At 67.6% G+C, this 26020-nt stretch carries 28 protein-coding genes; 14 read left to right on the top strand and 14 right to left on the bottom strand.

The window, feature by feature from the left end; all coding sequences use genetic code 11:
* Both EXE63_RS03970 and EXE63_RS03965 read right to left on the bottom strand, forming a co-directional pair.
* Window positions 1-543 carry a DUF3515 domain-containing protein gene (locus tag EXE63_RS03970; protein WP_210000230.1) on the bottom strand — a complete coding sequence of 181 codons (543 nt, stop codon included), beginning with the start codon at window positions 541-543 and terminating at the stop codon, window positions 1-3.
* A gap of 10 nt (window positions 544-553) precedes the next feature.
* Window positions 554-796: an Lrp/AsnC ligand binding domain-containing protein gene (locus EXE63_RS03965; RefSeq protein WP_168140900.1), complete on the bottom strand. Its 243-nt coding sequence runs from the start codon at window positions 794-796 to the stop codon at window positions 554-556.
* Between the two features lie 105 nt (window positions 797-901).
* Here EXE63_RS03965 and EXE63_RS03960 point away from each other — a divergent pair, with 105 nt between their 5' ends.
* Both EXE63_RS03960 and EXE63_RS03955 read left to right on the top strand, forming a co-directional pair.
* Window positions 902-1852, top strand: a complete 951-nt coding sequence (locus tag EXE63_RS03960; RefSeq protein WP_168140899.1) for a thiamine-phosphate kinase — start codon at window positions 902-904, stop codon at window positions 1850-1852.
* Between the two features lie 27 nt (window positions 1853-1879).
* Window positions 1880-2563: a uracil-DNA glycosylase gene (locus EXE63_RS03955; RefSeq protein ID WP_105365529.1), complete on the top strand. Its 684-nt coding sequence runs from the start codon at window positions 1880-1882 to the stop codon at window positions 2561-2563.
* Between the two features lie 84 nt (window positions 2564-2647).
* Here the strand turns inward: EXE63_RS03955 and rpmB are convergent, their stop codons facing one another.
* Window positions 2648-2842, bottom strand: a complete 195-nt coding sequence (gene rpmB, locus EXE63_RS03950) for a 50S ribosomal protein L28 (protein ID WP_057166329.1) — start codon at window positions 2840-2842, stop codon at window positions 2648-2650.
* A 267-nt stretch (window positions 2843-3109) separates the two neighbouring features.
* On the opposite strand from rpmB, the gene EXE63_RS03945 reads away from it, so the two are divergent.
* From EXE63_RS03945 to EXE63_RS03935, 3 genes are read left to right on the top strand one after another with little or no spacing between them, the layout of a single operon-like run.
* On the top strand, window positions 3110-4708 hold the full coding sequence (locus tag EXE63_RS03945; protein WP_168140898.1) for a fatty acid kinase ATP-binding subunit FakA: 1599 nt from the start codon (window positions 3110-3112) through the stop codon (window positions 4706-4708).
* A 3-nt stretch (window positions 4709-4711) separates the two neighbouring features.
* Window positions 4712-6940: an ATP-dependent DNA helicase RecG gene (recG, locus tag EXE63_RS03940; RefSeq protein ID WP_168140897.1), complete on the top strand. Its 2229-nt coding sequence runs from the start codon at window positions 4712-4714 to the stop codon at window positions 6938-6940.
* Window positions 6937-7641, top strand: coding sequence for an HNH endonuclease family protein (locus EXE63_RS03935; protein ID WP_168140896.1), 705 nt, complete (start codon window positions 6937-6939; stop codon window positions 7639-7641). The genes recG and EXE63_RS03935 overlap by 4 nt, the downstream gene beginning before the upstream one ends.
* Before the next feature lie 5 nt (window positions 7642-7646).
* Here EXE63_RS03935 and EXE63_RS03930 read toward each other — a convergent pair whose 3' ends face one another.
* From EXE63_RS03930 to EXE63_RS03910, 5 genes are read right to left on the bottom strand one after another with little or no spacing between them, the layout of a single operon-like run.
* Entirely contained in the window at window positions 7647-8057 is a 411-nt protein-coding gene (locus tag EXE63_RS03930; RefSeq protein ID WP_168140895.1) for an ATP-binding protein, read from the bottom strand.
* Window positions 8050-8385: an STAS domain-containing protein gene (locus EXE63_RS03925; RefSeq protein ID WP_168140894.1), complete on the bottom strand. Its 336-nt coding sequence runs from the start codon at window positions 8383-8385 to the stop codon at window positions 8050-8052. Before EXE63_RS03925 ends, EXE63_RS03930 begins: the two co-directional genes overlap by 8 nt.
* On the bottom strand, window positions 8382-10373 hold the full coding sequence (locus EXE63_RS03920) for a glycosyltransferase family 2 protein (RefSeq protein ID WP_168140893.1): 1992 nt from the start codon (window positions 10371-10373) through the stop codon (window positions 8382-8384). The genes EXE63_RS03925 and EXE63_RS03920 overlap by 4 nt, the downstream gene beginning before the upstream one ends.
* On the bottom strand, window positions 10370-11608 hold the full coding sequence (locus tag EXE63_RS03915; RefSeq protein WP_168140892.1) for a PP2C family protein-serine/threonine phosphatase: 1239 nt from the start codon (window positions 11606-11608) through the stop codon (window positions 10370-10372). Before EXE63_RS03915 ends, EXE63_RS03920 begins: the two co-directional genes overlap by 4 nt.
* A complete protein-coding gene (locus tag EXE63_RS03910) occupies window positions 11605-12438 on the bottom strand; it encodes a glycoside hydrolase family 26 protein (protein WP_168140891.1) in 834 nt (277 codons plus the stop codon). The genes EXE63_RS03915 and EXE63_RS03910 overlap by 4 nt, the downstream gene beginning before the upstream one ends.
* A 144-nt stretch (window positions 12439-12582) precedes the next feature.
* Here EXE63_RS03910 and EXE63_RS03905 point away from each other — a divergent pair, with 144 nt between their 5' ends.
* Both EXE63_RS03905 and EXE63_RS03900 read left to right on the top strand, forming a co-directional pair.
* A complete protein-coding gene (locus tag EXE63_RS03905) occupies window positions 12583-12960 on the top strand; it encodes a BlaI/MecI/CopY family transcriptional regulator (RefSeq protein ID WP_168140890.1) in 378 nt (125 codons plus the stop codon).
* A complete protein-coding gene (locus tag EXE63_RS03900; protein WP_168140889.1) occupies window positions 12957-13871 on the top strand; it encodes a M56 family metallopeptidase in 915 nt (304 codons plus the stop codon). Before EXE63_RS03905 ends, EXE63_RS03900 begins: the two co-directional genes overlap by 4 nt.
* 12 nt (window positions 13872-13883) lie before the next feature.
* Here EXE63_RS03900 and EXE63_RS03895 read toward each other — a convergent pair whose 3' ends face one another.
* The gene (locus EXE63_RS03895) at window positions 13884-15083 is read right to left on the bottom strand and encodes a L,D-transpeptidase (protein WP_372513139.1); all 1200 of its coding nucleotides are present in this window, start codon (window positions 15081-15083) and stop codon (window positions 13884-13886) included.
* Between the two features lie 119 nt (window positions 15084-15202).
* Between EXE63_RS03895 and EXE63_RS03890 the strand changes: the two genes are divergently transcribed.
* Together EXE63_RS03890 and EXE63_RS03885 are read left to right on the top strand one after the other, a co-directional pair.
* Complete coding sequence (locus EXE63_RS03890; RefSeq protein WP_234904355.1) at window positions 15203-15862, top strand: DsbA family protein; 660 nt, start codon at window positions 15203-15205, stop codon at window positions 15860-15862.
* Between the two features lie 29 nt (window positions 15863-15891).
* A complete protein-coding gene (locus EXE63_RS03885; RefSeq protein WP_168145380.1) occupies window positions 15892-16674 on the top strand; it encodes a serine hydrolase in 783 nt (260 codons plus the stop codon).
* Window positions 16675-16677: 3 nt separating this feature from the next.
* Here the strand turns inward: EXE63_RS03885 and EXE63_RS03880 are convergent, their stop codons facing one another.
* The 3 genes from EXE63_RS03880 to EXE63_RS03870 all read right to left on the bottom strand — a co-directional run bounded on the left by EXE63_RS03880 (window position 16678) and on the right by EXE63_RS03870 (window position 19585).
* Window positions 16678-17310: a TetR/AcrR family transcriptional regulator gene (locus tag EXE63_RS03880; RefSeq protein ID WP_210000578.1), complete on the bottom strand. Its 633-nt coding sequence runs from the start codon at window positions 17308-17310 to the stop codon at window positions 16678-16680.
* A gap of 23 nt (window positions 17311-17333) precedes the next feature.
* A complete protein-coding gene (locus EXE63_RS03875; protein WP_436277765.1) occupies window positions 17334-18881 on the bottom strand; it encodes a serine/threonine-protein kinase in 1548 nt (515 codons plus the stop codon).
* An 80-nt stretch (window positions 18882-18961) separates the two neighbouring features.
* Complete coding sequence (locus EXE63_RS03870; protein ID WP_168140884.1) at window positions 18962-19585, bottom strand: TetR/AcrR family transcriptional regulator; 624 nt, start codon at window positions 19583-19585, stop codon at window positions 18962-18964.
* Window positions 19586-19680: 95 nt separating this feature from the next.
* Here EXE63_RS03870 and EXE63_RS03865 point away from each other — a divergent pair, with 95 nt between their 5' ends.
* Together EXE63_RS03865 and EXE63_RS03860 are read left to right on the top strand one after the other, a co-directional pair.
* Window positions 19681-20607, top strand: a complete 927-nt coding sequence (locus EXE63_RS03865) for a metal-dependent hydrolase (protein WP_168140883.1) — start codon at window positions 19681-19683, stop codon at window positions 20605-20607.
* Window positions 20600-21742, top strand: coding sequence for a hypothetical protein (locus EXE63_RS03860; RefSeq protein ID WP_168140882.1), 1143 nt, complete (start codon window positions 20600-20602; stop codon window positions 21740-21742). The genes EXE63_RS03865 and EXE63_RS03860 overlap by 8 nt, the downstream gene beginning before the upstream one ends.
* Before the next feature lie 77 nt (window positions 21743-21819).
* Here EXE63_RS03860 and EXE63_RS03855 read toward each other — a convergent pair whose 3' ends face one another.
* Window positions 21820-22659, bottom strand: a complete 840-nt coding sequence (locus tag EXE63_RS03855) for an aldo/keto reductase (protein ID WP_168140881.1) — start codon at window positions 22657-22659, stop codon at window positions 21820-21822.
* 6 nt (window positions 22660-22665) lie between these two features.
* Window positions 22666-23514 carry an aldo/keto reductase gene (locus EXE63_RS03850; RefSeq protein WP_168140880.1) on the bottom strand — a complete coding sequence of 283 codons (849 nt, stop codon included), beginning with the start codon at window positions 23512-23514 and terminating at the stop codon, window positions 22666-22668.
* Between EXE63_RS03850 and EXE63_RS03845 the strand changes: the two genes are divergently transcribed.
* The 3 genes from EXE63_RS03845 (at window position 23513) to EXE63_RS03835 (ending at window position 25995) form a co-directional block, all read left to right on the top strand.
* Window positions 23513-24595 carry an alpha/beta hydrolase gene (locus tag EXE63_RS03845; RefSeq protein WP_168140879.1) on the top strand — a complete coding sequence of 361 codons (1083 nt, stop codon included), beginning with the start codon at window positions 23513-23515 and terminating at the stop codon, window positions 24593-24595. The genes EXE63_RS03850 and EXE63_RS03845 overlap by 2 nt on opposite strands.
* A gap of 9 nt (window positions 24596-24604) precedes the next feature.
* On the top strand, window positions 24605-25345 hold the full coding sequence (locus EXE63_RS03840) for a DsbA family protein (protein ID WP_168140878.1): 741 nt from the start codon (window positions 24605-24607) through the stop codon (window positions 25343-25345).
* 86 nt (window positions 25346-25431) lie between these two features.
* Entirely contained in the window at window positions 25432-25995 is a 564-nt protein-coding gene (locus EXE63_RS03835) for a vitamin K epoxide reductase family protein (RefSeq protein WP_168145379.1), read from the top strand.
* Window positions 25996-26020: the final 25 nt, after the last annotated feature.

The raw sequence follows: 26020 nt of genomic DNA, 5'->3' as shown, positions 1-26020 counted from the left end.
TCAGCGCGGCGGTCCGGGATCCAGCGGCTGAGCCGGCATGGTCCGCGCGATCGCCTTGGAGATCAGCTGGATCGGCGTCGGACCCGATCCCGACGGCAGCGTGAGTGCCACGTAGGTGCCCCGGTCGACGGCGAACCAGGTGCTGATCCCATAGGCGTTCACCTCGAACCACTGCACCTCGTCGACCACCTGCAGCGGTGTGCCCACCACGAAATCGGCGGGGCGGTCCAGGCCGCACCGCAGGATGACGGCATCGGTTTCCGGATCGGCCTGCCAGGCGGCGGCGCCGGCGGGAACCGGCTCGACGGCCTGCGCGCGCCGGTAGTCACCGAGCTGCTCGGGCAGCGCCTCGAGCAGCGCAGCGCATTGCGGGCCGTCGGCCTGTGGGGCGGGGGCGGCGGCGATGGCCACCGGTGTGTCCGGCGGGGCGGCCTGGCGGGTCGCGGCGAAGGTGAGCACCACGATCACGGCGGCAACAGCGACTCCGACGGCCGCGATGATCAGCGACCGGGGTGGGCCGTCCGGTTCATCGGGCTGTGTCACACGGGTAACTCTAGGGATGCTGCGTCTCGGCGATCGGGCAGGTCAGGGTACGGGTGATTCCGGCCACCTGCTGCACCTTGTCCACCACGTCGCGGTGCAGTCCGTCCAGCGTGTCCGCACCGACCCGGGCCACCACGTCATACGGCCCGGTCACATACTCCGCGGAGTGCACTCCGGGCAGGCCGGCCAGCTGTTTCGCGACGACCTCGGCGCGGCCCACCTCGGTCTGAATCAGCATGAATGCCTCTACCACTGGGTGTGCCTCCGTTTCCGCTGCATAGACTCGTCGCCGCAGGGACCAAACGTACCGCAGGTCGCGGCAGTGTTCAGGCCGGGAAGCCCTACGCAGGACGGTGAGATGAGCGACAGCGAGCCGACGTTGGCACAGGTCGGGGAGTTCGGTGTCATCGAGGCGATCAACGCCGACCGCCGCCAGCCCGACGCTGTGGAACTGGGTCCCGGTGACGATGCCGCGGTGATCACCGCCGCCGACGGGCGCACCGTGGTGTCCACGGACATGCTGGTGCAGGACAGGCATTTCCGGCTGGACTGGTCGACGGCCCACGACATCGGCCGCAAGGCCATCGCCCAGAACGCGGCCGATGTCGAGGCCATGGGTGCGACGCCGACCGCGTTCGTGGTGGCCTTCGGTGCGCCACCGGACACCCCGGCCGCCGCCGCGCGGGAGCTGTCGGACGGCCTGTGGGACGAGGCGCAGCGCTGCGGTGCGGGGATCGCCGGTGGCGACCTGGTGAGCGCCCCGCAGTGGGTGGTGTCGGTGACGGTGCTCGGTGATCTCGCTGGGCGCGCACCGGTGCGACGGGACACCGCACGCGCCGGTGACCTCGTCGCCGTGACGGGTGATCTGGGGCGTTCCGGTGCGGGATACTCGTTGTGGCTCAAGGGCATCAGTGAGCCCGCCGCGCTGCGCGAGCAGCATCTGGTGCCGAAACCGCCGTACGGCCAGGGCCGTGTCGCTGCCGATGCCGGGGCGACCTCGATGACCGATGTGTCCGACGGGCTGCTGGCCGACCTCGGACACATCGCGACCGCCTCCGGGATCGTCATCGAGGTGTCGCGGCAGGCGCTGGGCCCCGATCACGACGCGCTGGCCGACGCCGCGGCAGCCACGGGGCAGGACGCCTGGGAATGGGTTTTCGGCGGGGGAGAGGACCACGCACTGGTCGCCACCTTCCCCGGCGCGGTGCCTGCCGGCTGGCGGGTGATCGGCAGGGTGCTCGACGGCGCGCCCGCGGTGCTCGTCGATGGCCGTGCCTGGCAAGGAAACCCGGGCTGGCAGTCCTACTGAACCGGCGGCACGCTAGTTTGGGGCCTCGTGACGCCACGCCCGCTGACAGATCTGATCGAACCCGGCTGGGCGCGTGCGCTCGAGCCGGTGGCCCCGCAGGTGGCCGAGTTGGGGGAGTTCCTGCGTGCCGAGCTGGCCGCCGGACACCAATACCTGCCGGCCGGGGAGAACGTCTTGCGGGCGTTCACGTTTCCGTTCGACGCGGTGCGGGTGCTCATCGTCGGTCAGGACCCGTACCCGACACCCGGTCATGCCGTCGGGCTGAGTTTCTCGGTCGCCCCGGACGTCCGCCCGGTGCCGCGCAGCCTGGTCAATATCTTCACCGAGTACGGCGCGGACCTCGGCTACCCGGTGCCGGCCAACGGCGATCTGAGTCCGTGGGCGCAGCAGGGCGTGATGCTGCTGAACAGGGTGCTCACCGTGCGGCCCGGCGAGCCGGCCTCACATCGGCGCAAGGGCTGGGAGGCCGTCACCGAATGCGCGATCCGGGCACTGGTCGCGCGACCGCAGCCGCTGGTGGCAGTGCTGTGGGGACGCGACGCGCAGACGCTGAAACCGATGCTGACCGAGGGCGGGTGCGCCTGTATCGAATCGGTGCACCCGTCGCCGCTGTCGGCATCGCGGGGATTCTTCGGATCGAAGCCCTTCAGCCGCGCCAACGAACTGCTGACGAAGCTCGGTGCCGAGCCGATCGACTGGCGCCTGCCCTAGCGGGGACCCGGGAGTCACCAAAAACGACGGTCACCGGTGAGGTGACCGTCGATATGGTTCAGCTGTGGACCGCGCGAGGCGGAATTAGCCGCGTGCGACCTTGCCGGCCTTCAGGCAGGAGGTGCAGACGTTCAGACGCTGCTTGTTGCCGCCGGGGCGGGTCACCGCGTTGACGGTCTGGATGTTCGGGTTCCAGCGACGGTTGGTCCGGCGATGGGAATGCGACACCGACTTGCCGAAGCCGGGGCCCTTAGCGCAGATGTCGCACACGGCAGCCATGTCTAGAACTCCTTGTAATCAGTACTGGGGGCCATCGACCGCAAGCGGGTGACCCGACAACCTGACCAGGATACCGGCCCGGGGAACGGATCTCCAAAACGCACCCTGTTCGCAGGCTCACAGGCCGCATTCGGTGCTGATGCTCCGCTCGCTCAGGGTGCGCTGCGCTCGCTCATGTTGTCCACAACCTGGGCCGCGGGCGGCCGCACTGTCGGCCACGATGACTATTCTGGCCCGCACGGCTGGTGCGACGCTCAGGAGGTGTAGATGTCGGCTGCGCGGCTCGACGCATCGGCGATGCGACGTTGGGCCCACACCGCCGTCGGGCACCTGATCACCCACACCGACGAGATCAACCGGCTGAACGTCTTCCCCGTCGCGGACTCCGATACCGGCACCAACATGCTGTTCACCATGCGTTCCGCGGTGGCCGGCCTTGCGGGACGTGAGGATCTCGACCTGGTCGGGGTGACCGGCTGCCTGGCCGACGGTGCCCTGCGTGGCGCCCGCGGGAACTCCGGGGTGATCCTGTCCCAGATTCTGCGGGGAATTTCCGATGTCACCGCCGAAGGACAGCTGTCCGAGATCGGCGGGCCGTCGCTCGCCGCCGCCCTGCGCTGCGCCGAGGGACTGGTGGTGGCCTCGATGGGTGAGGCGGTCCCCGGCACCATCGTCTCGGTACTCGGCGCGGCGGCCGATACCGCCGAGGATCGCGCCGCGGAGGGTGCCGATGTGGCCGCCGTTGTCGACGCGGCCGCCACCGCGGCGGTCGCGGCCTTGGAACGCACCACCGACCAACTCGACGTGCTGGCCGAGGCGGGTGTCGTCGACGCCGGCGGGCGGGGTCTGCTGGTCCTGCTCGACGCGCTGACCGCGACCCTGATCGGCTCCGCACCACGGCGTCCCGCCTATGAACCGGCCGCCGGCACCCCCGAACCGGCCGTCTGCTCGGCCGCGGCCCCGCAGTTCGAGGTCATGTATCTGCTGGACGGCTGCCGGGCCGAGTCTGTCGAGGGCCTGCGCGCCACGCTGGTCGCGCTCGGTGACTCGGTGGCCATCACTGCGGGCCGCAGCGGAACCCAGTCGGTGCACGTGCACACCGACGATGCCGGCGCCGCGGTGGAGGCCGGCCTTGCGGTCGGCAGTCCCAGCAACATTCAGATCACCGTGCTCACCGGTGCCCGCCCGATCCACACCGCCGGCCGCGACCGCGCGGTGCTCGCCGTGGTCGACGGCGACGGCGCGGCGACACTGTTCGCCGGTGAGGGCGCCCGTGTGCTGCGCCCGCACGACGGGGTGCCGATCAGCGCGCAGCAGCTGCTGCGCGCCCTGGTGGACGCCGACGCCGCGCAGATCATGTTGCTGCCCAACGGTTTCATCGCCGCCGAGGAGCTGGTGGCCGGCTGCACGGCGGCGACGGGCTGGGGTATCGACGTGGTCCCGGTGCCGGCCGCGTCCATGGTGCAGGGCCTGGCGGCGCTGGCCGTGCACGATGCGACCCGCCAGGGCGTCGACGACGGATACACCATGGCGCGTGCGGCGGCCGCCGCCCGGCACGGCTCGGTGCGGGTGGCCACCGACGATGCGCTGACCTGGGCGGGGCACTGTAAACCCGGTGACGGACTGGGTATCTCGGGTGACGAGGTGTTGATCGTCGGGCGTGATGTCGCCTCGGCCGGGGCCGGACTGATCGATCTGTTGCTCGCCGCCGGCGGCGAGTTGATCACCGTGCTGATCGGCAGCGGTGTCGACGAGGGAGTGGGGGAGCGGTTGCGCGATCACGTGCGCCAGCAGCATCTGGGAGCCGAATTGGTCAGCTACCGCACCGATCACGACGGCGACGCGCTGTTGATAGGGGTGGAGTGAACCGTGGTTGCCCTCAACGATCTGCTCTCGCCGATCATCGGCGCCAAGGCTGCCGACAAGCTCGAAGAAGCCTTCGGTATCCGAACCGTCAACGACCTGCTGCGCCACTACCCGCGCAAGTACAGCGACGGCATGAACGTGCGTGAAGAGGGCGAGGACATCGAACTCGAAGAGGGCACGCACGTCACCTTCGTCGACGTCATCACCGCCACCGACGTCCGGCAGATGAAACCACAGCGGGGCAAGCGGCCGCGCAAGATGCTGCGCGTCACCCTCGGTGAACGCAATCCTCCGATCACCGCCACCTTTTTCAACGCCGACTACCTCATCGGCAGTCTGGTCGAGGGCACCCGGGTGATGCTCTCCGGTGAGATCGGCTACTTCCGCAAGACCATGCAGTTGTCGCACCCGGCGTTCCTCGTCATCGGCGCCCCTGGGCAACGCACCATCGGCACCCGGTCGTTCGCGAAGATCGCCGACGCGTCGGGGGAGTCCGGCTCCGACGTGCTGGCCGCGTTCGAACGGGAGTTCTTCCCGATCTACCCGGCGACCAAGAAGCTACAGAGCTGGGACATCTATGCCTGCATCTGCCAGGTGCTGGCCGTCCTGGACCCGATCCCGGAGCTGCTTCCCGAATCCTTTCTGCGGCAATGGGATCTGATTTCCGAGGATGCCGCGCTGCGTCGCGTCCACGTCTCGGAGAACGCTGTCGAGCGGACCGCCGCGCAGGAACGGCTGACCTACGACGAGGCGATCGGCCTGCAGTGGGCGTTGGTGTCGCGGCGCTACGGGGCGCTCGGTGAGACCGGCCCGGCTGCGCCGCTGCGCGGGGACGGCCTGGCGGCCGCCTTGATGACGCAGCTGCCCTTCGAGTTGACCGGCGGGCAGCGCGAGGTCCTCGAGGTCATCTCCGGTGAGCTCGCCAAGACCCGCCCGATGAACCGGATGCTGCAGGGCGAGGTCGGCTCCGGCAAGACCATCGTGTCGGTGCTGGCGATGCTGCAGATGGTCGACGCCGGTCTGCAGTGTGCGCTGCTGGCGCCCACCGAGGTGCTCGCCGCGCAGCATTACCGTTCCATCCGCCAGGTGCTGGGGCCGCTCGCCATGGCCGGTGAACTCGGCGCCGCCGACGGCGCGACCGCCGTCACCCTGCTCACCGGCTCGATGTCGCCGCAGCAGAAGCGTCAGGCGCGCGATGAGATCTATTCCGGTACAGCGGGGATCGTGGTGGGCACGCATGCCATCATCCAGGACGCGGTGGAGTTCAGCCAGCTCGGCATCGTGGTGGTCGACGAACAGCACCGGTTCGGCGTCGAGCAGCGAGACCGGTTGCGGGCCAAGGCCACCGGTGGGATCACCCCGCACCTGCTGGTGATGACGGCCACGCCGATCCCGCGGACCATCGCCCTGACGGTATTCGGTGACCTGGAGACCTCCACGCTGCGCGAGTTGCCGCGCGGGCGTCAGCCCATCACCAGCAATGTGGTGTTCACCAAGGACAAGCCGTCCTGGCTGGACCGGGCCTGGGCGCGCATCATCGAGGAGGTGGCCGCCGGCCGGCAGGCCTACGTGGTGGCCTCGCGTATCGACGAGGAGCCCGACAAGAAGAACGCCTACGAACACGGTCCGCCGCCGGTCACCGTGCTGCAGGTGCTGGAGCGGCTGAGCACCGGTCCGCTGGCGGGGTTGCGGCTAGGTCTGATGCACGGCCGGCTGGCGCCCGAAGAGAAGGACGCGGTGATGTCGGCGTTCCGGGCAGGTGAGATCGATGTGCTGATCTGCACCACCGTCATCGAGGTCGGCGTCGACGTGCCGAACGCCACCATGATGGTGGTGATGGACGCCGACCGGTTCGGCATCAGTCAGCTGCACCAACTGCGCGGGCGCATCGGCCGCGGGCAGCATCCGAGCTTGTGTCTGCTGGTGACCCGGATGCCGGAGAGCTCCAAGGCCGGTGAACGGTTGCGCGCGGTGGCGGGCACGCTGGACGGTTTCGCGCTGGCTGACCTCGACCTCCAGGAACGTCAGGAAGGAGATGTGCTGGGCTACAACCAATCCGGGCGGCTCACCACATTGCGTTTCCTGTCACTGGCCGACCATCTCGGCATCATCCAGGACGCCCGCAGCTTCTGCGAGACCGCTTATCTGGACAACCCGTATCAACCCGGACTGGACGTGCTGGCCGCACCGTTTTCCGCCTCCGATCGGGTTCAGTACCTGGACAAGTCGTGAAGCGGATCGGCCTGCTGGGGGCCGGCGTCGCGCTTGCGGTGCTGGTCGCGGTGCAGGTCAGCACCGAGCCCGGCGCGGGCTCGGCGCGGTACGTGGCCGAGGCCGACACCCCCACGGTCGCGCCCGGTGTCGATGTGCTGGCCGGGGTGATCGAGGTCCCGGTCCGGGTACCCGGGTACGACTACCGGCGCGACGCGTTCGGGGATTCCTGGGACGATGACAACGATGCGCCGGGTGGGCGCAACGGCTGTGACACCCGCAACGACATCCTGGATCGCGATCTCGTCGAGAAGTCCTATGTGTCGATCAAGCGATGCCCGACCGCCGTCGCCACCGGCACCCTGATCGATCCGTACACGAACGCGACCATCGCCTTCGTGCGCGGCAATCAGATCGGGGCGTCGGTGCAGATCGACCACCTCGTCCCGCTGGCGCTGGCCTGGGATCTGGGCGCGCGCTCCTGGACCGACGAACTGCGGCTGCGGTTCGCCAACGACCCGGCCAATCTGCTGGCTGTGGACGGGCCGACGAATCAGCACAAGGGTGACAACGAGCCCGCCGTATGGATGCCGCCCAACCGGGCGTTCTGGTGTCAATACGCGGTGCAGTTCGCCGCGGTGCTGCGCGGGTACGGGCTGCCGGTGGACGCGCCGTCGGCGCGGGTGCTGCGCGAGGCGGCGGGGACCTGCCCGACAGGCTGAGCGGCTCACTCCGCGCGGCTGTGCACCAGCGTCCAATGATTACCGTCTGCGTCGCGACGGTAGGACAGTTCGTCGAGTACCCGGTAGGCGATCGCGAGTCCGCGTCCCCGCTCGGACATTTCGTCGGGCATCTGCAATCGGCTCAGATCCATGGGCGTGGGGTGCCCGTCGTCGGTGAATTCGGCGCGAATGGTGTCGGCGGTCAGTTCGATGGTCATCCGCAGGTGTACTGGCTGCCCGTCGCCGGAGTGTTCGACGATGTTGGCGCCGATCTCGCCCACCGCCAAATCCATGTGCAGGCGCACCATTTCCGGAATCTCGTGATGCTCCCAAACCGTGTCCAGGGCCTGTTGGATGGCCGCCAAGGTGTCCGGCCCGGTGACGGTGTCCAGCACCAGCTCGTCGGGGTCAGTCATCGAAGGCGCTGCCGGCGTCGGGATGTGCGCGCAGCACCCGGTTGAGATTGGTCAGCTCAAGGACAGTGGTCACCTGACGGGTGGGCGCGGCGATACGCAAATCACCGCCGGCCTGTCGCGCGACCTTCAACCCGGATATCAGGGCGCCCAGGCCGGATGAATCGATGAAGTCGACCTCGCTGAGGTCGACGACGACGCGGGTCTGTCCACCCTCGACGATGGCGTGCAGTTCCTTGCGGAGCGTGGGCGCGGCGACCATGTTGAGACGTCCCGCCGGCTTGACCACGACGACTCCGGACGACTCGGTGCGCACGGGGAACTTGCTCATGAAACTCCTTCTCGGTCAGGGGCCTCGGGTTCGTGACCCCGGTATCGAACGGCCTGGAATACCACGCTCAGGATGACCACGTCGAAGAGCACCCAGAAAAGGTTGACACCGACTCCCAGCACCGAAATGGCGCCGAGGTACAACTGCACGATGCCTATCACCGATGCCACCGCGAGCAGCACGATCGCTGCCAGTTGCCATTTCACAAGGTGCCATGGGACGGAATCGACCGACTGCTTCGTCTTTGGAGTCACCGCGAACCCCAGCGGCCGATCGAAGTAGACGTTGCGGAACGCGGTGACGCACGCCCGGATCCACACCGGGAAGAGCGCGAGGCTGTACTGCTGGCCCCGCCAGGTCGGAGTGCCACGGCTGATGATGATGAACATCAGCTGGTTCAGGATCAGGAAGGGAATGAGCCGACCGAAGAAGTCCCAGCTGTAGGCTTGCACGGGCATGATCCCGAATATCAGGTAGATCGCGGGTGCGGCGATAAAGGCCAGCGCGGCGAAACCCGCCAGGTAGCTCCACATGGTGGCCCAATACATCAGCCGCTGCCCGATGCTCAATCCCTTTTGCACCAGCGGGTTTTCCTTGAGCATCACCTGCACGGTGCCCTGAGCCCAGCGCAGGCGCTGGGTCATCATCGTGCGCACATCGTCGGGTGCCAGGCCGCGCGCCAGCACTTCGTGGTGATACGCCGATTTCCAGCCCTGCGCGTGCAGTCGCATGCAGGTGGCCATATCCTCGGTCACCGAGATGGTGGCCATCGGCAGGATGGGCTGCGCCTCGTCGTCGCGTCCGACGTCCACGGCGCGGACCATGGCCCCGATGGATTCGATGGCACCCAGCGGTGACCACTCGCGGCCCGCCAGCGAGGTGAGTGCGGCGTCGTCGAAGATGACTGCGGTGGACGTGTGTTCGGGATCGTCCCGCAGCGCGGTGATCACCTCCAGATCGGCGCGCATCGCCGTGACATCCGCGTCGACCACCGACCGTGCGGCGGCATCCACGCGCTGCTGGAACTCGTAGGTGATATCGGCGAGTTCGCGCTTGTCGCGCAGCTGCCTGCGCGCGTCGGCGGTCGCCTCGCGCACCGACTGTAGCGCCGCCCGCACTGCGGGGTGATCGGAATCTGCCTGCGACGCGGCGGTCTTGAGCATCTTCCTGGCCGCGTACAGGGTGCGTTTGATGCCATCCTCGACTGCCTGGACATAGCCGCGGATCCCGAGTTGTATCAACGCCTCGCGTCGCAGCACCGCATTCGATCCGCAGAAGTAGGCGGCGTTCCACCCGTCCTTTCCCTGCTGGATCGGTCCGTAGAACAACGGTGCCTGACTGCCCAGCGGATCGCTGAAGGGCACGTTGTGGAAGTACTGCGGTGTCTGCACCAGTGCCATGCGCGGGTCACGGAAATATCCCAGGGTGTGATCCAGGATCCGGGGGTCGGGCACCTGATCGGCGTCCAGCACCAGGATGAACTCGCCGTCCGTCTCGAACAGCGCGTTGTTCAGGTTGCCGGCCTTGGCGTGGCGGGGCTTGTCATCCCAGCTGGCTGATCTGGTGACGTAGCCGACACCGAGTTCCACTGCCGCGGAGTGAAGTTCGGACCGGTTGCCATCATCGAGGATCCAGGTGCTGTGTGGGTGGTGGATGGCCAGGGCGGCACGGGCGGTGTCGAGCACCATCGAGATGGGCTCGTTGTAGGTGGTGATCAGCACATCGACGGTAGCGCCCTCGGGTGGAGGTGGTGGTGGATGGCGGCGCAGCATCCGCCACATCGTCGTGGCGAACAGCAACGAGTCGATGACGCTGTAGGTTTCGGCGAGCACCAGTGGCACCGCTATCCACCATGCCGACCAGTTCAGCGAAGACGTCCAGCGCCAGATGATGTAGTTGACTCCCAGCAGTGCCGTGCACACGATCAGCAGACGCAGCCACGGTGACGGGTATCGGCCGATCTCGGCGTCCGGAAGGCGGTGCGTCATGGCAGCGGCTCCCGGCGGATGGCGACAAGGGTCACGTCGTCGAGCGCCGGGTGAGCGGCCGACAAGGCGCGGATCTGGGCGCACAACTCGCCCGGATCGGCATGCTCGGCGACGAACTGCAAGGCGGGCCCGATGTCGCACCCGTCGCTGATCAGGTCCAGCACGCCGTCGGAGGCCAGCACGACACTCTCGCCGGGCGCGAGGTGCACCCGTCGCGATGTCCAGATCTCGTCCGGGACCACGCCCAGCGGAAGTCCACTGCCGGGCAACGGCGCCACCGTCGTGTCGCCGCGAACGTGGAGTGCGAAACCGTGTCCCGCGTCGACGTAGTCCAGCACGCCGCCCTCGGGGCGCAGCATCAGATGCACCAGCGTCACGAAGCTGTCTGTGCAGCTCAAGTCGTCGGAGATCTGTTGGGCCACCGCGTTCACCGCGTCGGCGATGTCCGCGTCGGCACCCGATCGATCCACCGCACGGGACGCCCCGCGCAGCGCGGAGCGCACCGTCGCGGTGAGGATGGCCGCGGCCAGGCCCTTGCCCATGACGTCGGCGATGGTGAACACCACCCCGCCGGGCACTTGGTAGTGATCGTAGAAATCACCACCTACCGCGAAGGCCGGGATGCACAGCGCGTGCACCGTATAGCCGGGCAGATCGGCGAGCGGCGGTGGCAGCAGTTGACGCTGGACGGCGGCGGCGCGTTCCAGATCATCGGAACTGTGCAGTTCGCGTTCCGCCCAGCCCGCCAGCTCGACGAAGGTGCGCCGCTGCCCGGCGTCGAGCGTCCGCGGTCGGGTGTCATAGACGCACAGGGTGCCGACGGCGTGGCCGCCCGGGCCACGCAGCGGATACCCCGCGTAGAACCGGATACCGCCTTCGGTGCGGATCGCCGGCAGCTCGGCGAACTCGGACAGGCGGGTGTCCTCGATGACGAGCAGGGGATCGAGATCGTCATCGTAGGTTCGGGCGATGGTGGCCTGACAGATCGTCTGATCGCGCGGGATGCTGCCGTCGAGGTTCAGGCCATCGGCCTGCTTGAACCACTGCCGGTCGGCGGCGATCAAGGACACCGCCGCCATCGGCACGCCCAGCGCACAACGCGCCATGCTGGTGACCCTGGCGAACCGGTCCTCGGGGGGCGAGTCCAGCAGATAGAGCTGATCTACCGCGTGTACCCGGTCGGCTTCCACCTCGGCTGGTAGCACGAAGCGGGTTCCGAAGGATGGATCGCTCATCGTCGCCCCCTCAACGCACTGCGCATCGCGGCCGCCGACTGCGGTGTGCTGCCGATCCGCCAGTCGGTTTCCTTGTCATGGTCGAACCAGATCAAACCCGCCACGTCAGGATGGTGGCGCACGTAGTCGACGAAGGAGAGGATCCAGTTCGGTTTGCTGCCACCGGATTCGGCGCAGCCGACCTCCGCGATCAGTACGGGTCGGCCCGCGGCCAGGATCACCGTCTGCGCTAATGCGTCAGCGAGGATATCCGCGGCCTCCCGCCATATGGTGCCGGGCCGAGTTGTGCCCCAGTTGTAGCCGTCCACCCCGAAGTAGTCGACGAATTCATCGCCGGGATACCAAGCAGCGAGCGGGTTTTGGTGTGGCGTGCCCGCATCCGCGCACCACATCCACTGTACGTTCGTCGCGCCGGTGTCGGTGCAGATGTCGTGCACGTGACGCCACGCCGACAGATAAGCGTCGGGTGCAGTGCCGCCGGCGGGGCTCCAGGGATACCAGTCACCGTTGAACTCGTGCGCGAATCGCAAATAAACCGGCCGTTGCCAATCTCGCAGCGCGCTGATCCATTCGTGCACATATTCGTCCAAGGCGCCGGCAATCAATCGGCACATCGTGTCGGTCCCGCGGTCGGCACCCGTCCACGGTTCCCACGTGATGACGGGGTGGGCGCCCAGCCTCGCGACGGCATCGAGCTCTCTGCTCGGCGGTGCGGACGCGAAATCCTGGTACCAGAGCAGATATTGAGGGACTCTGTCGATCAGGGTAGTGACGGCGTCGATCTGCTCGGTGGCGCATGGGCCCCCGGACGTGGTCACACCGAACTGCATCTGGTGTTCCCAGTTCCCCATCTTCTGGAGGTTAGGCCACCGGCGTAGCAAACCGGTGCCGAATATGCGAACCGATTTCGCGCTAGATTGGGTACTCAGGCCGGCGCCGCGCAAACCGGCACGAGGCCCCGGCGGGAGGCGAGTATGCAGCAGCGAGGGTTCGGTGACCTCGAAGCCACCGTGATGGATCGGGTGTGGGGCCGTGCGGACGGTGTCACCGTGCGTGAGGTGTTCGAGGAGCTGACCGACGCCCGCCGGATCGCTTACACCACGGTGCTGTCCACGCTCGACAATCTGCATCGCAAGGGCTGGGTGCGCCGCGAGCGCGAGGGCAAGGCCTTCCGCTACTGGCCCACCATGACCCGTGAGGAGCGCTCGGCCAACATGATGCGCGCGGCGTTCGAGGCCGGTGGCAAGCCCGAGGCGGTACTCGCGTTCTTCGTCGAACAGATGTCGGCCGACGAATCCGCGCAACTGAAGGCGGCACTGCGGTCGTCCGGCACCCAGAAGCGCCGTCGATGACCGCGGCGATCTGCCTGCTGGCCTACGGGGCGCTGGTGACCTGGCTGGCGCCGCCGCTGCTGTCCCGGCTTACCCGCGGCGGGCTGAACCCGCAACTGGGTGTGACGGCGTGGCTGACGGCGATCGTCGGCGCGCTGGTGTCCTGGGCGGTCGCGATATCCCTTGTCGTGGTCAACGGTATTCGCGGGCTTCCGGATTCACCGGTGTTCGTGGTCTGCCTGGAGCTGCTCGGCATTCCCGAACAGGTCGCCACCCCCGGCCTGCCGGGTCTGCTGATCGTGATCGCCGGTGGCGTCATCCTGTCGGGGATCGTGGGACTCAAGGTGGGTCGTTCGGTGCTCGGCCTGCGCTCGCGCAGCCATCACCATGCGCACGCCGCCAGGCTCGTGGGCCTGCCCACCGACCGTCCGGGCGTCTTTCTGCTCAACGCCGAACGGCCCGCCGCGTACTGCGTGGTCGGCCGTCCGAACGCCATCGTGGTGACCACCGCTGCGGTACACCGGCTGACCGACCCGCAGTTGAACGCGGTGCTCGCTCATGAGGACGCGCACATCGCCGGCCGTCATCACCAGGTGCTGATGGTCCTGCGGGCGCTGGCCGCGCATCTGCCGCGCCTGCCGCTCTTTCCGCGGGGTGCCGCGGCGGTGGGCGAGCTGCTGGAGATGTGCGCCGATGACACCGCCGCCCGGCGGCACGGCAGTCGGGCGCTGGTCGCGGGAATGCTCGAGCTGGCCGGGCCGGTGCAGCCGGCGGGCCTGGCGGTCGGCGCCAGCGCGATCGCGGTGCGTGCCAATCGGTTACTCGTGCCGGCCGGCCGCGGGAGTCTGCAGCGTCACCGACTGCTGGCGTGGGCGACCATCGCCGCGATGGCCGGCGCACCGCTGGTCATCAACCTGATCTGTCATCACTGAGGATCAGGCGGATCAGGCGGCGGCGTTGCCCGCCTTCCATTGCTCCCACGGGATGTTCCAGTCACCGAGACCGTCGGTACCCGGCAGCGTCGGCCCGACGGTGTTCACCACCTCGACGATATCTCCGCGTTTGGTGTTGTCGTAGAACCACTTCGCGTTCTCGGTACTGGCATTGAGGCAGCCGTGGCTGACGTTCGCCCGGCCCTGACTGCCCACCGACCACGGAGCGGCGTGGACGAAGATCCCACTGTAGGACATCCGGGTCGCCCACTTGACCTCGGTGCGGTACCCGTCGGGCGAATTCACCGGCACGCCGTAGGTCGAGGAATCCATCACCATGTCCGCGAGGCGTTCGGCGACGATATAGGTGCCGTTGTCGGTGGGGGAGGAATTCTTGCCCATCGAGATCGGCATGGTCTTGGCCACCTCGCCGTTGACGCGCACGGTCAGCGTCTTGGTGGCGTCATCGGCGGTGGCGATGACCTCATCGCCGATGGTGAATCGGGAGGTGGCGTCATCCTGGCCGAACAGGCCGTCGCCCAGATCCACACCGTAGGTCTTCACCTGCACCTCCACCGTGGTGCCGGGCTTCCAGTACTGTGCGGGGCGCCAGCGGACCTCGCGGCCGCTGAGCCAGTAGAACGCACCCTCGACCGCCGGGGTGGTGGTGACGGAGATGGCACGTTGTGCGGCCACCCGGTTCGGGACGACCTCGTCGAAAGTCACCGAAATGGGCTGGCCCACACCGACCACCGCGCCGTCGTCGGGCATGAGGTAGGGCATGGTCAGGTTCTCCGGGGAGTGCGTCTCGAAAGTCGCGCTGGTGTGGGTCACCCCGCCCAGGCCATAGGCGTCGGCATCGAGCGTGTATTCCTTGTTGTAGCCCAGCGGTTCGGCGGATCGCCAGGAGACTCCGTCGGCGCTCAGTTCGCCCTCGACGACCCGGCCCTGGGCATTGACCAGTGTCACCTCACCGAGCACACCGGCCTCGACACTCACGGTCACCGGTTGTTCGACCGACACGCCGATATCGCCGTCGGTGACCGACGCCTGGAGTTTCGGTACCAACAGGTCCCCGTACGGCGTGCCCTTGTCGATCACCGTCTGTGCCTGCGGCGCTGTGGGTGCTGTGGTGCAGGCACTCAACCCCAAGGCGACCGCCACGACGGTCAGCAGGGCCAGTATCGCCGTTGCCGATGTCTCCCGCCTCATCCCAGTCATCCCGCCATCTGTCGAAGTGCCGTTGCGCTAGCATTCTACGTAGTAACTACGTAGATGCACGTCAACGCCCGTGCGGGGCGGCGCGAGCCGTGCATCGGGGAAGGGACGCCGTGCTGAAGACCCGCGCCGGCCGCGCCTGGGTGACCGCCTTCGCCGTGCTGGCGATCCTGGCGGTAGGTGTCGTGCTGCTGGCCACCCGGGGCGGGGGTGACCGCACCGCCGAGACCGTCGACACCGGCGCGGTGCAGGTGGTACGCGACAGCAGCCACCGCCTGAACGATCCGCAGGGCGCGACGGTGACGTTCGTCGAATTCCTCGACTTCGAATGCGAGGGCTGCCGGGCCGCCTATCCCATCGTCGAGCAACTGCGCAGTGACTACGGTGACCGCGTCGAGTTCGTGCTGCGGTACTTCCCGTTGGCCGGCCACTTCAACGGCGAACGCGCCGCGCGCGCCGTCGAAGCCGCGGCACAGCAGGGTCAACTCGAAGCGATGTACAAAAAGATGTTCGACACACAGCCTGAATGGGGCGAGCGGCGCATCCCCGCCGACGACGTATTCCGCGGCTTCGCCGCCGATCTGAACCTCGATATGACGGCCTTCGATGCCGCCTACGATGACCCGGCCACACTGGAGCGCATCCGGGTCGACCAGCGTGACGGCGAAATGCTGGGTGTGATGGGCACCCCCACGTTTTTCGTCGACGGTGAGCAGATCGTCGTCCAGCGCGCCGAGGACCTGCGAAACGCCCTCGACAGCGCGCTGCGGTGACACGCGCGCGGACCCTGGTGGCGGTCTGGATGCTGTCCGCGAGCCTGACCGTGGCACCGGTGGCCTCGGCGGAATGCGCCGCCTCGGACCCGCAATGCGTGCTGCAACAGCGCATTACGGTCGCCGAAAAGTACGTCGCCACCCGGCCGGGGACGGTCGGGTTCGTGCTGCGCGATCGTGTCACCGGCGCGCGCTATCGCAGTGCCGCAGCGGGGACGCCGATCTGGACCGCGTCGACGATCAAGCTGGCGATGGTGGCTGACCTGCTCAGTCGCGAACAGGCCGGCGTGCTCCGTCTCACCGCCACCGACCGGGAACAGATGGCCGCGATGCTGCGCCGTTCCGACAATGCGGCCGCGGACTCGCTGTGGTCACGCTACGGCGGGACGACGAATGTGTTCAACACGAACTTCGCGCGCTACGGGATGAAAAGCGTGCGGCCCCAACCAGGGTTCGGCGACGTCTATCCGTACTGGGGCTTCCAGAAGGGCACCGCCGACGATTTCGACGCGCTGATGAACTATGTGCTCACCGGCCTCACGCCGGCCAACGCGGCAGCGGTGGTCGCCGAGATGCAGCGGGTGGACGACTCGCAGCAGTGGGGTGTGTGGGGTGCCGGTGCGGCGATGAGTCCCGGCAACAAGAACGGTTGGTCGCAGGAGCAAGGCGGCTGGGTGGTCAATTCCGTCGGCTTCGCGGGCCCGGGGCAGCGCTACACATTGGCCGTGATGAACGGTCTCGGCGGCGCCGGCGGATACGAGGACGGTGTCGAGACGACCACCGAGTTGGCCCGAATTCTGCTGAGGCCCTGAGTTTCAGCCTGCCGGCTGCCAGCCGTGCATCGCGGTGTTCATCTGATCGTCGTCGAGCGCGTCCACGGGCAGCCGGCTCTGACCGTCGCGGTGACGCAGACCGTCGAGGAGCAGTGCGACGTACCGGCGCCAGAGCTCGGGTTCCACGTGGCCGGCCCATTCACTCACGGTGCCGGCCAGCATGCCGAGGATCGGCATATCCGTGTGGTGGGCGTCGATACGCAGATATCCGTCGGTTCGGGCGCGTTCGAAGAGTTTGGAGATCGGGGGAACCAGGCGCAGACGGGCGCATTCGACCGGGTAGCCGCCATAGGCCGTGCTGTAGACCATCTCGCGCAGGCCACGATCGGTCGCGGTCAGCTCGCAGAGCTGCTCGACGAACCAGACGAAGCCGTCCCACGAGTTCTCGTGATCCAGAGCGGATTCCGCGAGCGTCACGATCTGGTCGATGGCGCTTTCGAAGATCGCGTCGAGCAACTCCTGCTTGGTGGCGAAGCGCCGGTACACCGTGCCGACCCCGACATCGGCATGGTGGGCCACGTCGTTGAGGGTGGCTTCCAACCCTCGTTGGGCGAACAGCTCCCGCGCGGCTTCGAGCACGCGCTGCCGATTTCGTTCGGCGTCCTTGCGCAGCATGCGGCGGGGTTGGCCGGTGGCGGTCACGGGGGGAACACCTGTTTGATGCTGCCGTCCGGATTCACCTGCATGAAACCGGTTCCCGGGGCGGTGGAGTAGATGGCCAGTTCCAGGCCGCCGCCCTCGGCGCCCTCCACGAGCAGGTAGGTCCCGGAGTCTGGTGGCGCGCCCAGGGTCTGCGGAGCATCTGCCAGCGTTTCAGTCACGGCGGGAGCGTCGAAGCCGCCGAGGTCTGCAAGGTGGTCGAACGAACTCGTGCTCGACGGCGAACCCCACTCCTGCCAACCGTCGCCTCGGTGGATGTAGCTGTGCGCTACGTGTGAGTTGGCCGGGTCCGCGCGCTCGATCACCGCGTGCGTGGGGTAGACCGCCAACTGGTAACCGATGGTGTCACCGAACTTGTCGCGCAGCGACTGCAACAGCGCGGCCAGCCCCTCGGCGGACTGCAGCTGGGCTGGGATGCCGACCTGAGTGGAGGGCGCTGCGGTCGAATTCGTCTGCGGCGCAGATGAACTCGTAGGCAGGACCGAAGAGGTTCGCTGGGTGGCGACTTGCTGGCCGGTGGTGCTCTCGGAGCGGCCGGTCACGACGAGGGTGATGGCGACGGCGACGACACCGGCGACCCCGAGCAGGCCGATCGGTATGAGGACCGCCGGGCCGCGCCACCACGGCCGGCTGGGCGGCATCGGCTGCTGCCAGTGCGGGCCGGGCGCGGACGGCCAGTGCTGTTGCTGCGGGGCCGCCGTGTTACCCGAAGGGGGATAAGGAACGGGTGTCGGCCAGGAAGTCGCGGTGGGCTGATGGGCGTGGGCGACCGGCGGGGCCGTGGCGGCACGGGCGGCGGTCGCCAGATCCCGGGTGCTGGCATACCGATGCTCGGGATTCTTGGCCATGCCGGTGGCGATGACCCGATCGAGCTGGGTGGGCACCCCGGGCTGCAGGGCCGATGGCCGCGGCGGAGGCAGCGTGAGGTGGCCGGCGATCTGGCGTTCCACGCTGTCGCCGGGGAAGGGCTGCGATCCGGTCAGACACTCGTGCAGCACGCAGGTGAGGGCGTAGACGTCGGCGCGTGCGTCGGAGGTGTCGGTGGACAGCCGCTCGGGCGCCATATAGGCCAGCGTGCCGATGGTGGAACCGGTGCTGGTCAGTTTGGTGGCCCCGGCGGCGCGGGCGATCCCGAAATCGATGAGATAGGCGAAGTCCTCGTCGGTCACCAGGATGTTCGACGGTTTCACGTCGCGGTGCACCAGCCCGACGCGGTGCGCGGCGTGCAGGGCGGCGGCGATCTGCTCGGTGATGCCGACGGCCCGCTGGGGTGGCAGTGGGCCGGTCCCGAGCAGTTCGTGCACGGTCTTGCCGTCGATCAACCGCATCGTGACGTAGAGGCGTCCGTCGATCTCGCCGAAGTCGTGGATCGGGACGATATGGGGTTCGTCGAGGCCGGCGGCCATTTGTGCTTCGCGGCGGAAACGGCGTTGGTAGGTGTCGTCGTCGGCGAGGTTCGCGGGCAGCACCTTCAACGCCACCACGCGGTTCATCGCGGTGTCGTAGGCCTGCCAGACTTCGCCCATACCGCCCCGGCCCAGCACCTTCACCAGGCGGTATCGGCCGAACGGCGTCCCTTCCACGCGCTAACCATAAGGCAAGCGGCTCAGCTGCCGGAGGGTTGTTCCAGCCGTTGGGCGGCCACCGCGCCACCGAGCCAGCGCCGCAGGAATTTTCGCAGCTCCGCCGGCGACCGGTGGGTGTCGTTGGGGGCGACGAAGAAGGACAGCATGATCCGCAGTGTGAACTCCACCAGCTCCTGCAGGCTGGCGTCGTCATAGCCGTGCGCGGCCCAGTCGACATCGAAGCGGTCGACCATGCGCATCCCGATGGCGCGCGCCTCTTCGGAGGTGAGGTCCTCACTGTGGTTGTGCGGGTAGGACTCTGAGAGCAGGATGCCCAGGTGTGGGGTCCGGCTGACCTCGTCGAGGGTGAACAGGGTGCCCTGGGTGAGCGCGTCGGCGGGGTCATGGAGACCGCGCACGCTGTCGGCCAGACGGTCCAGGAAAGCATCGACCGAACCCATGGCCACCGCGCGCATCAGGGCGTCGGAGGTGGGGAAGTAGCGGTAGACGGTCTGGCGGATGATGCCCAGCGAGTTGGCGACCTCGGCCAGGGATACGGCCGATCCGGTGGCGCTGATCAGGTCGACGGCGGCCGTGATGATGCGCTGGGTGGCCTCTTCATCGGTCTCGGGTGGGTTACCGCCCCACCCGCGCCTGCGTGCCATGGCCATCTTCCTCTCGGCGGTACGCGACGGTAGCACGCAGCTACGATCATACAGTTAGACGTAGAAGCGTATGATCGTGTGATAGTTTCCCGGGCATGACGAACCTCCAAGTGCGCAAGATGCGGTTCGGCTTCGCCGACCACGACGTGCCGTTCCTCTGGAATGAGACCAACCCGGCGTTCTCCGCGATGGCCAACGCGGTGTCGTTTCTGGCCATCGCGTTCGAGAAGATGATCGTGACCACCATGGCAGAGGCGAAACCGCTGATCACCGACCCGGTCATCGCCGAGGAAGCCGACGCCTTCACCCGCCAGGAGGGCCAGCACTCGATGGCCCACCGCCAGCACGCCCGCGGTCTGATCAAGGCCTACCCGGCGCTCAAGGAGACCCTCGACGAGGTGATTGCGGCCTTCGACGATCTCGTGGAGACCAAGCCGCTCAAGTACCGGCTGGCCTACACCGCCGATCTCGAAGCCACGTTCACGCCGGTCTTCAAGCTCATGCTCGACCACGACGACACGCTGTTCGCCCCCGGCGACGACCGCGTCGCGTCGCTGTTCCTCTGGCACTTCGTCGAAGAGGTCGAGCACCGCAGTTCCGCGCTGATCATCTACGACGGGCTCGTCGACGACCCGTGGTACCGGATGCGGGTGGCGCCCTCGATCTTCAAACATGTCATGGACGTGGTCCGGTTGGCCTGCGACGGCTTCAACGAGCACATCCCGCTGGAGGTCCGCAAGGTCGACGCGGTGTCGACCTTCGCCCTGGAGCGGCGCAAGAACCAGTTCCTCACCCGCATCGGTCGTCGCCCCAACTACGGGCCGCTCGCCAACGCGTTCGCCCACCTGCCCAAGCGGGAGATGGCCGCCGCGATGGCCGGCATCGTGCGCAGCCAGATCCCCGGGCACAACCCGGAACACGAAAAGCTGCCCGCGCTGGCCGCGCAATGGTTCGATCGGTTCGACGCCGGATACGACGTCACCAAGTGGTACAGCGCCAACAAGGAGGCAGCCGATGTCTGACCTGTGTGCACCGACGTTCGAGCAACTCGCCGAACGTCTGGGCTTCTCCTGCGCGGAGGCCGGCGGGCTGGTGGAACTGCGCAGCCCGTTCGGTCTGGAGAACTGGACGCTGCCGGTGCTGGAACTCACGGTCATCGCCGGCGCCATTCTGGCCTTGGTGTACGCGGTCATCCGGCTCCGCCGCCACGGTGACGCCACCAATATCGCGCTGTGGTTCGGCGCCATCGCCTATCTACTGATCATCGAACCGCCACTGTACTTTCCGGCGCAGTTCGGGATCGCCGAGTACGTCGACACGATGTTCGCGCACAACGTGTTCACCGTCGACTTCCTGTGGGGACGGCTGCCGCTCTACATCGTGGCGATCTATCCCATGATGGCAACGATCGCCTTCGAGATCGTGAGAACCCTTGGCGTGTTTCGCCGTTACGGCACCCTGGTCGGGGCGGTGTGTGTCGGCTTCGTGCATCACGCGTTCTACGAGATCTTCGATCACCTGGGCCCGCAACTGCGTTGGTGGGAGTGGACGCTGGATCACCCGATGAACCAGCCGTTCCTGGACTCGGTGCCGCTGCCCAGCGTCGTGGTGTTCGCCGCGCTGTGGCCGATGTCGCTGGCCTTCTGCGTGCAGTTCTTCATCGGCCGCCACGCCGACCGGGGGCGACGCTTCACCGGATGGCAGATCGTGTGGCGGACCATTGTCATCGGCGTGCTGGCCTCGATCGGCACGGTGCTGCTGCCCGCGCCCGCGACGATCATCGGGTCGTTCACCAACTTCACGGTGATGGGTGTGGTCTATGCCCTGGAACTCGTGGTGATCGCCGTCGTCGCGGTGCCGGTGCTGGTCAAACAGTGGCAGCGGCTGCGCAATACACCGGCCGGTGCCACCGAGACGCGCTACGCGAACCCGCTCATGGTCCGCTTCGGCGTCGGCTATCTGGCCGTGATGGCCGTGCTGTGGGTGACCGCGCTGCCCGCCTACTTCGGGGCGGTCGACGGCGTCACCGACAACGGTGACCCGGTCGGCAGCCTCTGGTACACCGCACTGTGTTTCGTCATCGCCGGCCTGAGTGCGTGTGCCGCGCTGACGGTCTCGGCGGCGCAGACCAAGAAGGTGCCAGCGCAGGTCTCGTGACCCCGCGAGCAGACACATATGGCCCCCGAAACCTCGGTTCTGGGGGCCATATGTGTCTGCTCGCGCAGAGAAGCGCGTTACGTGCCGGTGTAGGTGGCCGGATCCGGGCGGAACCGGGTCCCGTCATCGAGACCGGTCAGCGCCGCGAGATGCTCCTGCGCCAGCTCGAAGTCGAACACGTCGAAGTTCTGCGCGATGCGTTCCGGTGAGGCCGACCGTGGGATGACCACATTGCCCTGCTGAAGGTTCCAGCGGATCAGCACCTGCGCCGGCGTCTTGCCGTACTCGGCGGCGACCGAGATGACCGTCGGGTTGTCCAGCAGCTTGCCCACACCCAGCGGGCTGTAGGCCTCGGTGACGATGCCGCGCTCGGCGTGGTCGGCGCGCAGCTCGGTCTGCACCAGCTGGGGATGCAGCTCGATCTGGTTGACAACCGGCACCACGAAGGACAGGTCGATGATCGTCGACAGGTCCTCGGACGTGAAGTTCGCGACACCGATGGACTTGGTGAGTCCGTCGCCCTGGATGCGCATCAGGCCACCCCAGCTGTCCACATGCTTGCCGTTGGCGGCGGCGGGCCAGTGGATCAGGTAGAGGTCGACGTACTCCTGGCCGAGACGCTCCAGGCTGGCGCGCGCGGCGTCCTGCGACGCCTGGAAACCCTGATCCTCGGTGGCCAGCTTGGTGGTGAGGAAGATCTCGGCACGCGGGATACCCGACGCCGCGATGGCCCGGCCCACGCCCGCCTCGTTGCCATAGGAAGCTGCGGTATCGATAAGGCGGACACCGACTTCCAACGCGGCCGCGACCGCGCGCTCGGCTTCGGTGTCGGAGAGCTCGCCCACTCCGATGCCGAGAGCCGGGATGGTGTTCTCATCGCTCAAGCCGATGTTTGGCGCCGCAGCTGCCGATGTCATGTCTACCTAGCCTGTCCAGTTGAAGGTCCGCGGATCGGGGCCCATTCGGGTGCCGTCCTCGAGTGTCGCGATGGACTCGATGTCCTGCGCGGTCAGCTCGAAATCGAACACGTCGAAGTTACTCGCTATCCGGTCGGGGTTCACCGACTTCGGGATGACGATATTACCCAGCTGCAGATGCCATCTGATCAAGACCTGGGCTGGGGTTTTGCCGTGCGCTTCGGCCACCGCGACCACCGTGGGGTCGCTCAGCAACGCGCCCTGCCCGAGTGGGCTCCACGCCTCGGTGGCGATACCCAGCTCGGCGTGCACTTCCCGCAACTCCTGCTGGGGGAACCTGGGGTGCAATTCGACCTGGTTCACCGCGGGCACGATGCCGGTGCCCTCCACCAGGGTTCGCAGATGTTCGGGCGCGAAATTGCTGACGCCGATGGACCGGACCCGGCCCTCGTCACGCAATGCGGCCAACGCCTTGAAGGTGTCGACGAACTGGTTGACCTCGGGCATCGGCCAGTGGATCAGATACAGATCCACATAGTCGACGCCGAGGCGCTCGGCGCTGCCGTCGAACGCCTTGAGCGCCTTGTCATATCCGTGCTCGGAGTTCCACAGTTTGGTGACGAGAAACACATCTTCGCGTGCCACACCTTTGTCGGCGGCGGCTGTGAGTCCCTGGCCCACCTCGGTTTCGTTCCGGTATGCCGCCGCGGTGTCGATATGCCGGTAGCCGGTCGCCAGGGCGGCCTCGACCGCCCGGCGGGTCTCCTCGGCCGGGGTCTGCCAAACTCCCAACCCGACCGTGGGGATGGAATTACCGTCGTTGAGCAACAGTGTGGGATTCGAAAGGCCAGTCATGACGCAGAGTCTGCCAGCACGGCAGAATCCGAGCCCGTTCCGCTTGAAGTTCGCCAATGTCGCCAGCAGGCTGTCGCTGCCGGTCATGGCGCGCATCCCGGATCCCGTCAAGCGGGTGCTGTTGGGGCGGCGTTCGGTCACCATCGAGGGCAACACGCTGGACACCACCCTGCAGCTGATGCTCAACGCGCAGCGGGTCTCGGGGGTGGGCGGCCTCGTCGCCAGCGACGATGTCGTGGTCGCCAGGAAGCAGCTCGACAGCGTCGCCGCCGCGCTGAGCACGCCGGTCGTCGTGCCGGTGCGGGATTTCACCATCCCGGGACCGGCCGGTGAGCTGACCGTCCGCCACTACGCCGCCGAGCCCGGGGCGCCGCTGCTGGTTTTCCTGCACGGTGGCGGGTTTGTGGTCGGCAGCCTCGGCACCCACGACGGTTTGTGCCGTCGCATCTGCCACGACTCCGGCGTGCACGTGTTGTCCGTGGACTACCGGCTGGCTCCCGAGCACAAGGCGCCGGCCGCCGGCGAGGATTGCATCGCCGCCTATCGCTGGGCGGTGGAACACGCCGACGAGCTGGGCGCCGATCCGCATCGGGTGGCCGTCGGCGGGGACAGCGCCGGCGGGAACCTCGCCGCGGTCGTCACCCAGGCCGCCCGAGACTCCGGGGTGGCACTGCCGGTCCTGCAGCTGCTCATCTACCCGATGGTCGACCCCGGGGGCGAGACCGTGTCGCGGACGCTGTTCGCCGACGGCTACTTCCTGACCAAGGCCGATATCGACTGGTTCAACCACCACTACATCGGCGGCGCCGATATCTCGCCGACCGATATCCGGGTGGCCCCGCTGCGCGCGACCGATCTCAGCGGACTGTCGCCGGCGTTGGTGCTGACCGCGGGGTTCGACCCGCTGCGCGATGAGGGGGCCGCCTACGCCGGGGCGCTCGCGGCCGCGGGCGTCCCGGTGGACCTGCGTGAGTACGGATCGCTGACGCACGGCTTCGCCAACTTCTTCCCCCTCGGCGGCGGCAGCGAGGTGGCGCTCACCGACCTGACCTCGGCGCTGCGGGCTCATCTGAGCCGGTAGGCTGCACCCGTGGCGAACAAACCGAAGAAGCAGGCCAGCTACGACTTGAAGGCCGCCGACCGCAAGCGCAACCTTTTCGTCCAGATCGGGCTCACCTCGGTCGTGGTGCTCTTCGCGGTCGCACTGGTGCTCTACATCGTCCTGTCGGGCGAGACGAAGCCCGAAGCCGGCGAGGCCCGCGCGGTCCGCGTCGAGTCGAGCAATGTGGTCAAGAAGGACGACGGGATCGAGCCCAAGCTCGTGCTGTCGATCTACGAGGATCCGCTCTGCCCGCATTGCGGCGCCTTCGAGAAGGCCTTCGGCCCCACCATCAACGAGCTCATCGACGGCGGCGCGATCGCGGTCGACTACTACATGGTGGGCATCCTGAACAGCCCGAGCAACCAGAACTACTCGTCACGTGCCAGCGGGGCCGCCTACTGCGTCGCCGATGAATCGACCGAGGCTTTCCGCAGGTTCCATGGCGCGCTCTACGCCCAGCAGCCCAGCGAGACCGGTGGCGCCTACCCGACCGACGCGCAGCTCATCGAGACCGCGCGCCAGGCCGGCGCCGCGGGCAAGGTGCCCGAGTGCATCGACAAGGGCCGCTACGTGGATATGGCTGCCGGCATGGCCGCCGCCACCGAGATCAACGCCACCCCGACCGTGCGCATCAACGGCGAGGACTACGAATACAGCACGCCCGAGGCCCTGGTCGCGAAGGTCAAGGAGATCGTCGGCGACGTTCCCGGGATGCCCGAAGCATCGTGACCGTCGCGGCACCTCGCGGCGGGCAGGAGCGCAGCGACCCGGGGGATGACTCCGAATCGGCCGAGGTTCCGGCCGAGCAGAGCGGGGTGCGCCGGTCCAGTGCGATCGGCGTGCTCGTCGCCGGCGTTCTGGGACTCGCCGCGGCCGCGACGCTGACCGTCGAGAAGATCGAGATCCTGATCGATCCGAGCTACATCCCGTCGTGCAGCCTGAACCCGGTGCTGTCCTGCGGTTCGGTGATGACGACACCGCAGGCCTCGGTGTTCGGGTTCCCCAACTCCCTGCTCGGCATCATCGCCTTCACCGTCGTGCTGGTCACCGGTGTGCTGACCGTCGCGCGGGTCAATCTGCCGCGCTGGTACTGGGCGGCGCTGGCCGTCGGCACGGCGCTGGGCGTGGTGTTCGTGCACTGGCTGATCTTCCAGAGCCTGTACCGCATCGGGGCCTTGTGCCCCTATTGCATGGTCGTCTGGGCGGTGACCGTCCCACTGCTGGTGATCGTCGCGTCGATCGCTCTGCGTGCCGATACCGGCACCGGGGTGGCGGGCGTGATCTACCAGTGGCGCTGGTCGCTGGTGGCGCTGTGGTTCACCGCGGTGCTGCTGTTGATCTTGGTTCGTTTTTGGAACTATTGGTCGACCCTGGTGTGACCCTGGCGGCGACGCCGGTGTTACA

Origin of the sequence: Mycolicibacterium frederiksbergense, assembly GCF_012223425.1 — a bacterium.
GTDB classification, from domain to species: Bacteria; Actinomycetota; Actinomycetes; order Mycobacteriales; family Mycobacteriaceae; genus Mycobacterium; species Mycobacterium frederiksbergense.
The sequence above is the reverse complement of the archived record's forward strand: the minus strand, read 5'-3'. Positions and strand labels throughout refer to the sequence as shown.

Coding starts and splice junctions, on each gene's coding strand:
- EXE63_RS03895 (WP_372513139.1), bottom strand. CDS start 15,083: ATGAGGCGGGAGACATCGGCAACGGCGATACTGGCCCTGCTGACCGTC.
- EXE63_RS03850 (WP_168140880.1), bottom strand. CDS start 23,514: ATGACTGGCCTTTCGAATCCCACACTGTTGCTCAACGACGGTAATTCC.
- EXE63_RS03900 (WP_168140889.1), top strand. CDS start 12,957: ATGACCGCGGCGATCTGCCTGCTGGCCTACGGGGCGCTGGTGACCTGG.
- EXE63_RS03960 (WP_168140899.1), top strand. CDS start 902: ATGAGCGACAGCGAGCCGACGTTGGCACAGGTCGGGGAGTTCGGTGTC.
- EXE63_RS03875 (WP_436277765.1), bottom strand. CDS start 18,881: ATGGGCGAAGTCTGGCAGGCCTACGACACCGCGATGAACCGCGTGGTG.
- EXE63_RS03905 (WP_168140890.1), top strand. CDS start 12,583: ATGCAGCAGCGAGGGTTCGGTGACCTCGAAGCCACCGTGATGGATCGG.
- EXE63_RS03920 (WP_168140893.1), bottom strand. CDS start 10,373: ATGACGCACCGCCTTCCGGACGCCGAGATCGGCCGATACCCGTCACCG.
- EXE63_RS03915 (WP_168140892.1), bottom strand. CDS start 11,608: ATGAGCGATCCATCCTTCGGAACCCGCTTCGTGCTACCAGCCGAGGTG.
- EXE63_RS03885 (WP_168145380.1), top strand. CDS start 15,892: ATGCTGTCCGCGAGCCTGACCGTGGCACCGGTGGCCTCGGCGGAATGC.
- EXE63_RS03845 (WP_168140879.1), top strand. CDS start 23,513: ATGACGCAGAGTCTGCCAGCACGGCAGAATCCGAGCCCGTTCCGCTTG.
- EXE63_RS03925 (WP_168140894.1), bottom strand. CDS start 8,385: ATGAGCAAGTTCCCCGTGCGCACCGAGTCGTCCGGAGTCGTCGTGGTC.
- EXE63_RS03930 (WP_168140895.1), bottom strand. CDS start 8,057: ATGACTGACCCCGACGAGCTGGTGCTGGACACCGTCACCGGGCCGGAC.
- EXE63_RS03910 (WP_168140891.1), bottom strand. CDS start 12,438: ATGCAGTTCGGTGTGACCACGTCCGGGGGCCCATGCGCCACCGAGCAG.
- EXE63_RS03860 (WP_168140882.1), top strand. CDS start 20,600: ATGTCTGACCTGTGTGCACCGACGTTCGAGCAACTCGCCGAACGTCTG.
- EXE63_RS03945 (WP_168140898.1), top strand. CDS start 3,110: ATGTCGGCTGCGCGGCTCGACGCATCGGCGATGCGACGTTGGGCCCAC.
- EXE63_RS03870 (WP_168140884.1), bottom strand. CDS start 19,585: ATGGCACGCAGGCGCGGGTGGGGCGGTAACCCACCCGAGACCGATGAA.
- EXE63_RS03855 (WP_168140881.1), bottom strand. CDS start 22,659: ATGACATCGGCAGCTGCGGCGCCAAACATCGGCTTGAGCGATGAGAAC.
- rpmB (WP_057166329.1), bottom strand. CDS start 2,842: ATGGCTGCCGTGTGCGACATCTGCGCTAAGGGCCCCGGCTTCGGCAAG.
- EXE63_RS03865 (WP_168140883.1), top strand. CDS start 19,681: ATGACGAACCTCCAAGTGCGCAAGATGCGGTTCGGCTTCGCCGACCAC.
- EXE63_RS03880 (WP_210000578.1), bottom strand. CDS start 17,310: ATGCTGCGCAAGGACGCCGAACGAAATCGGCAGCGCGTGCTCGAAGCC.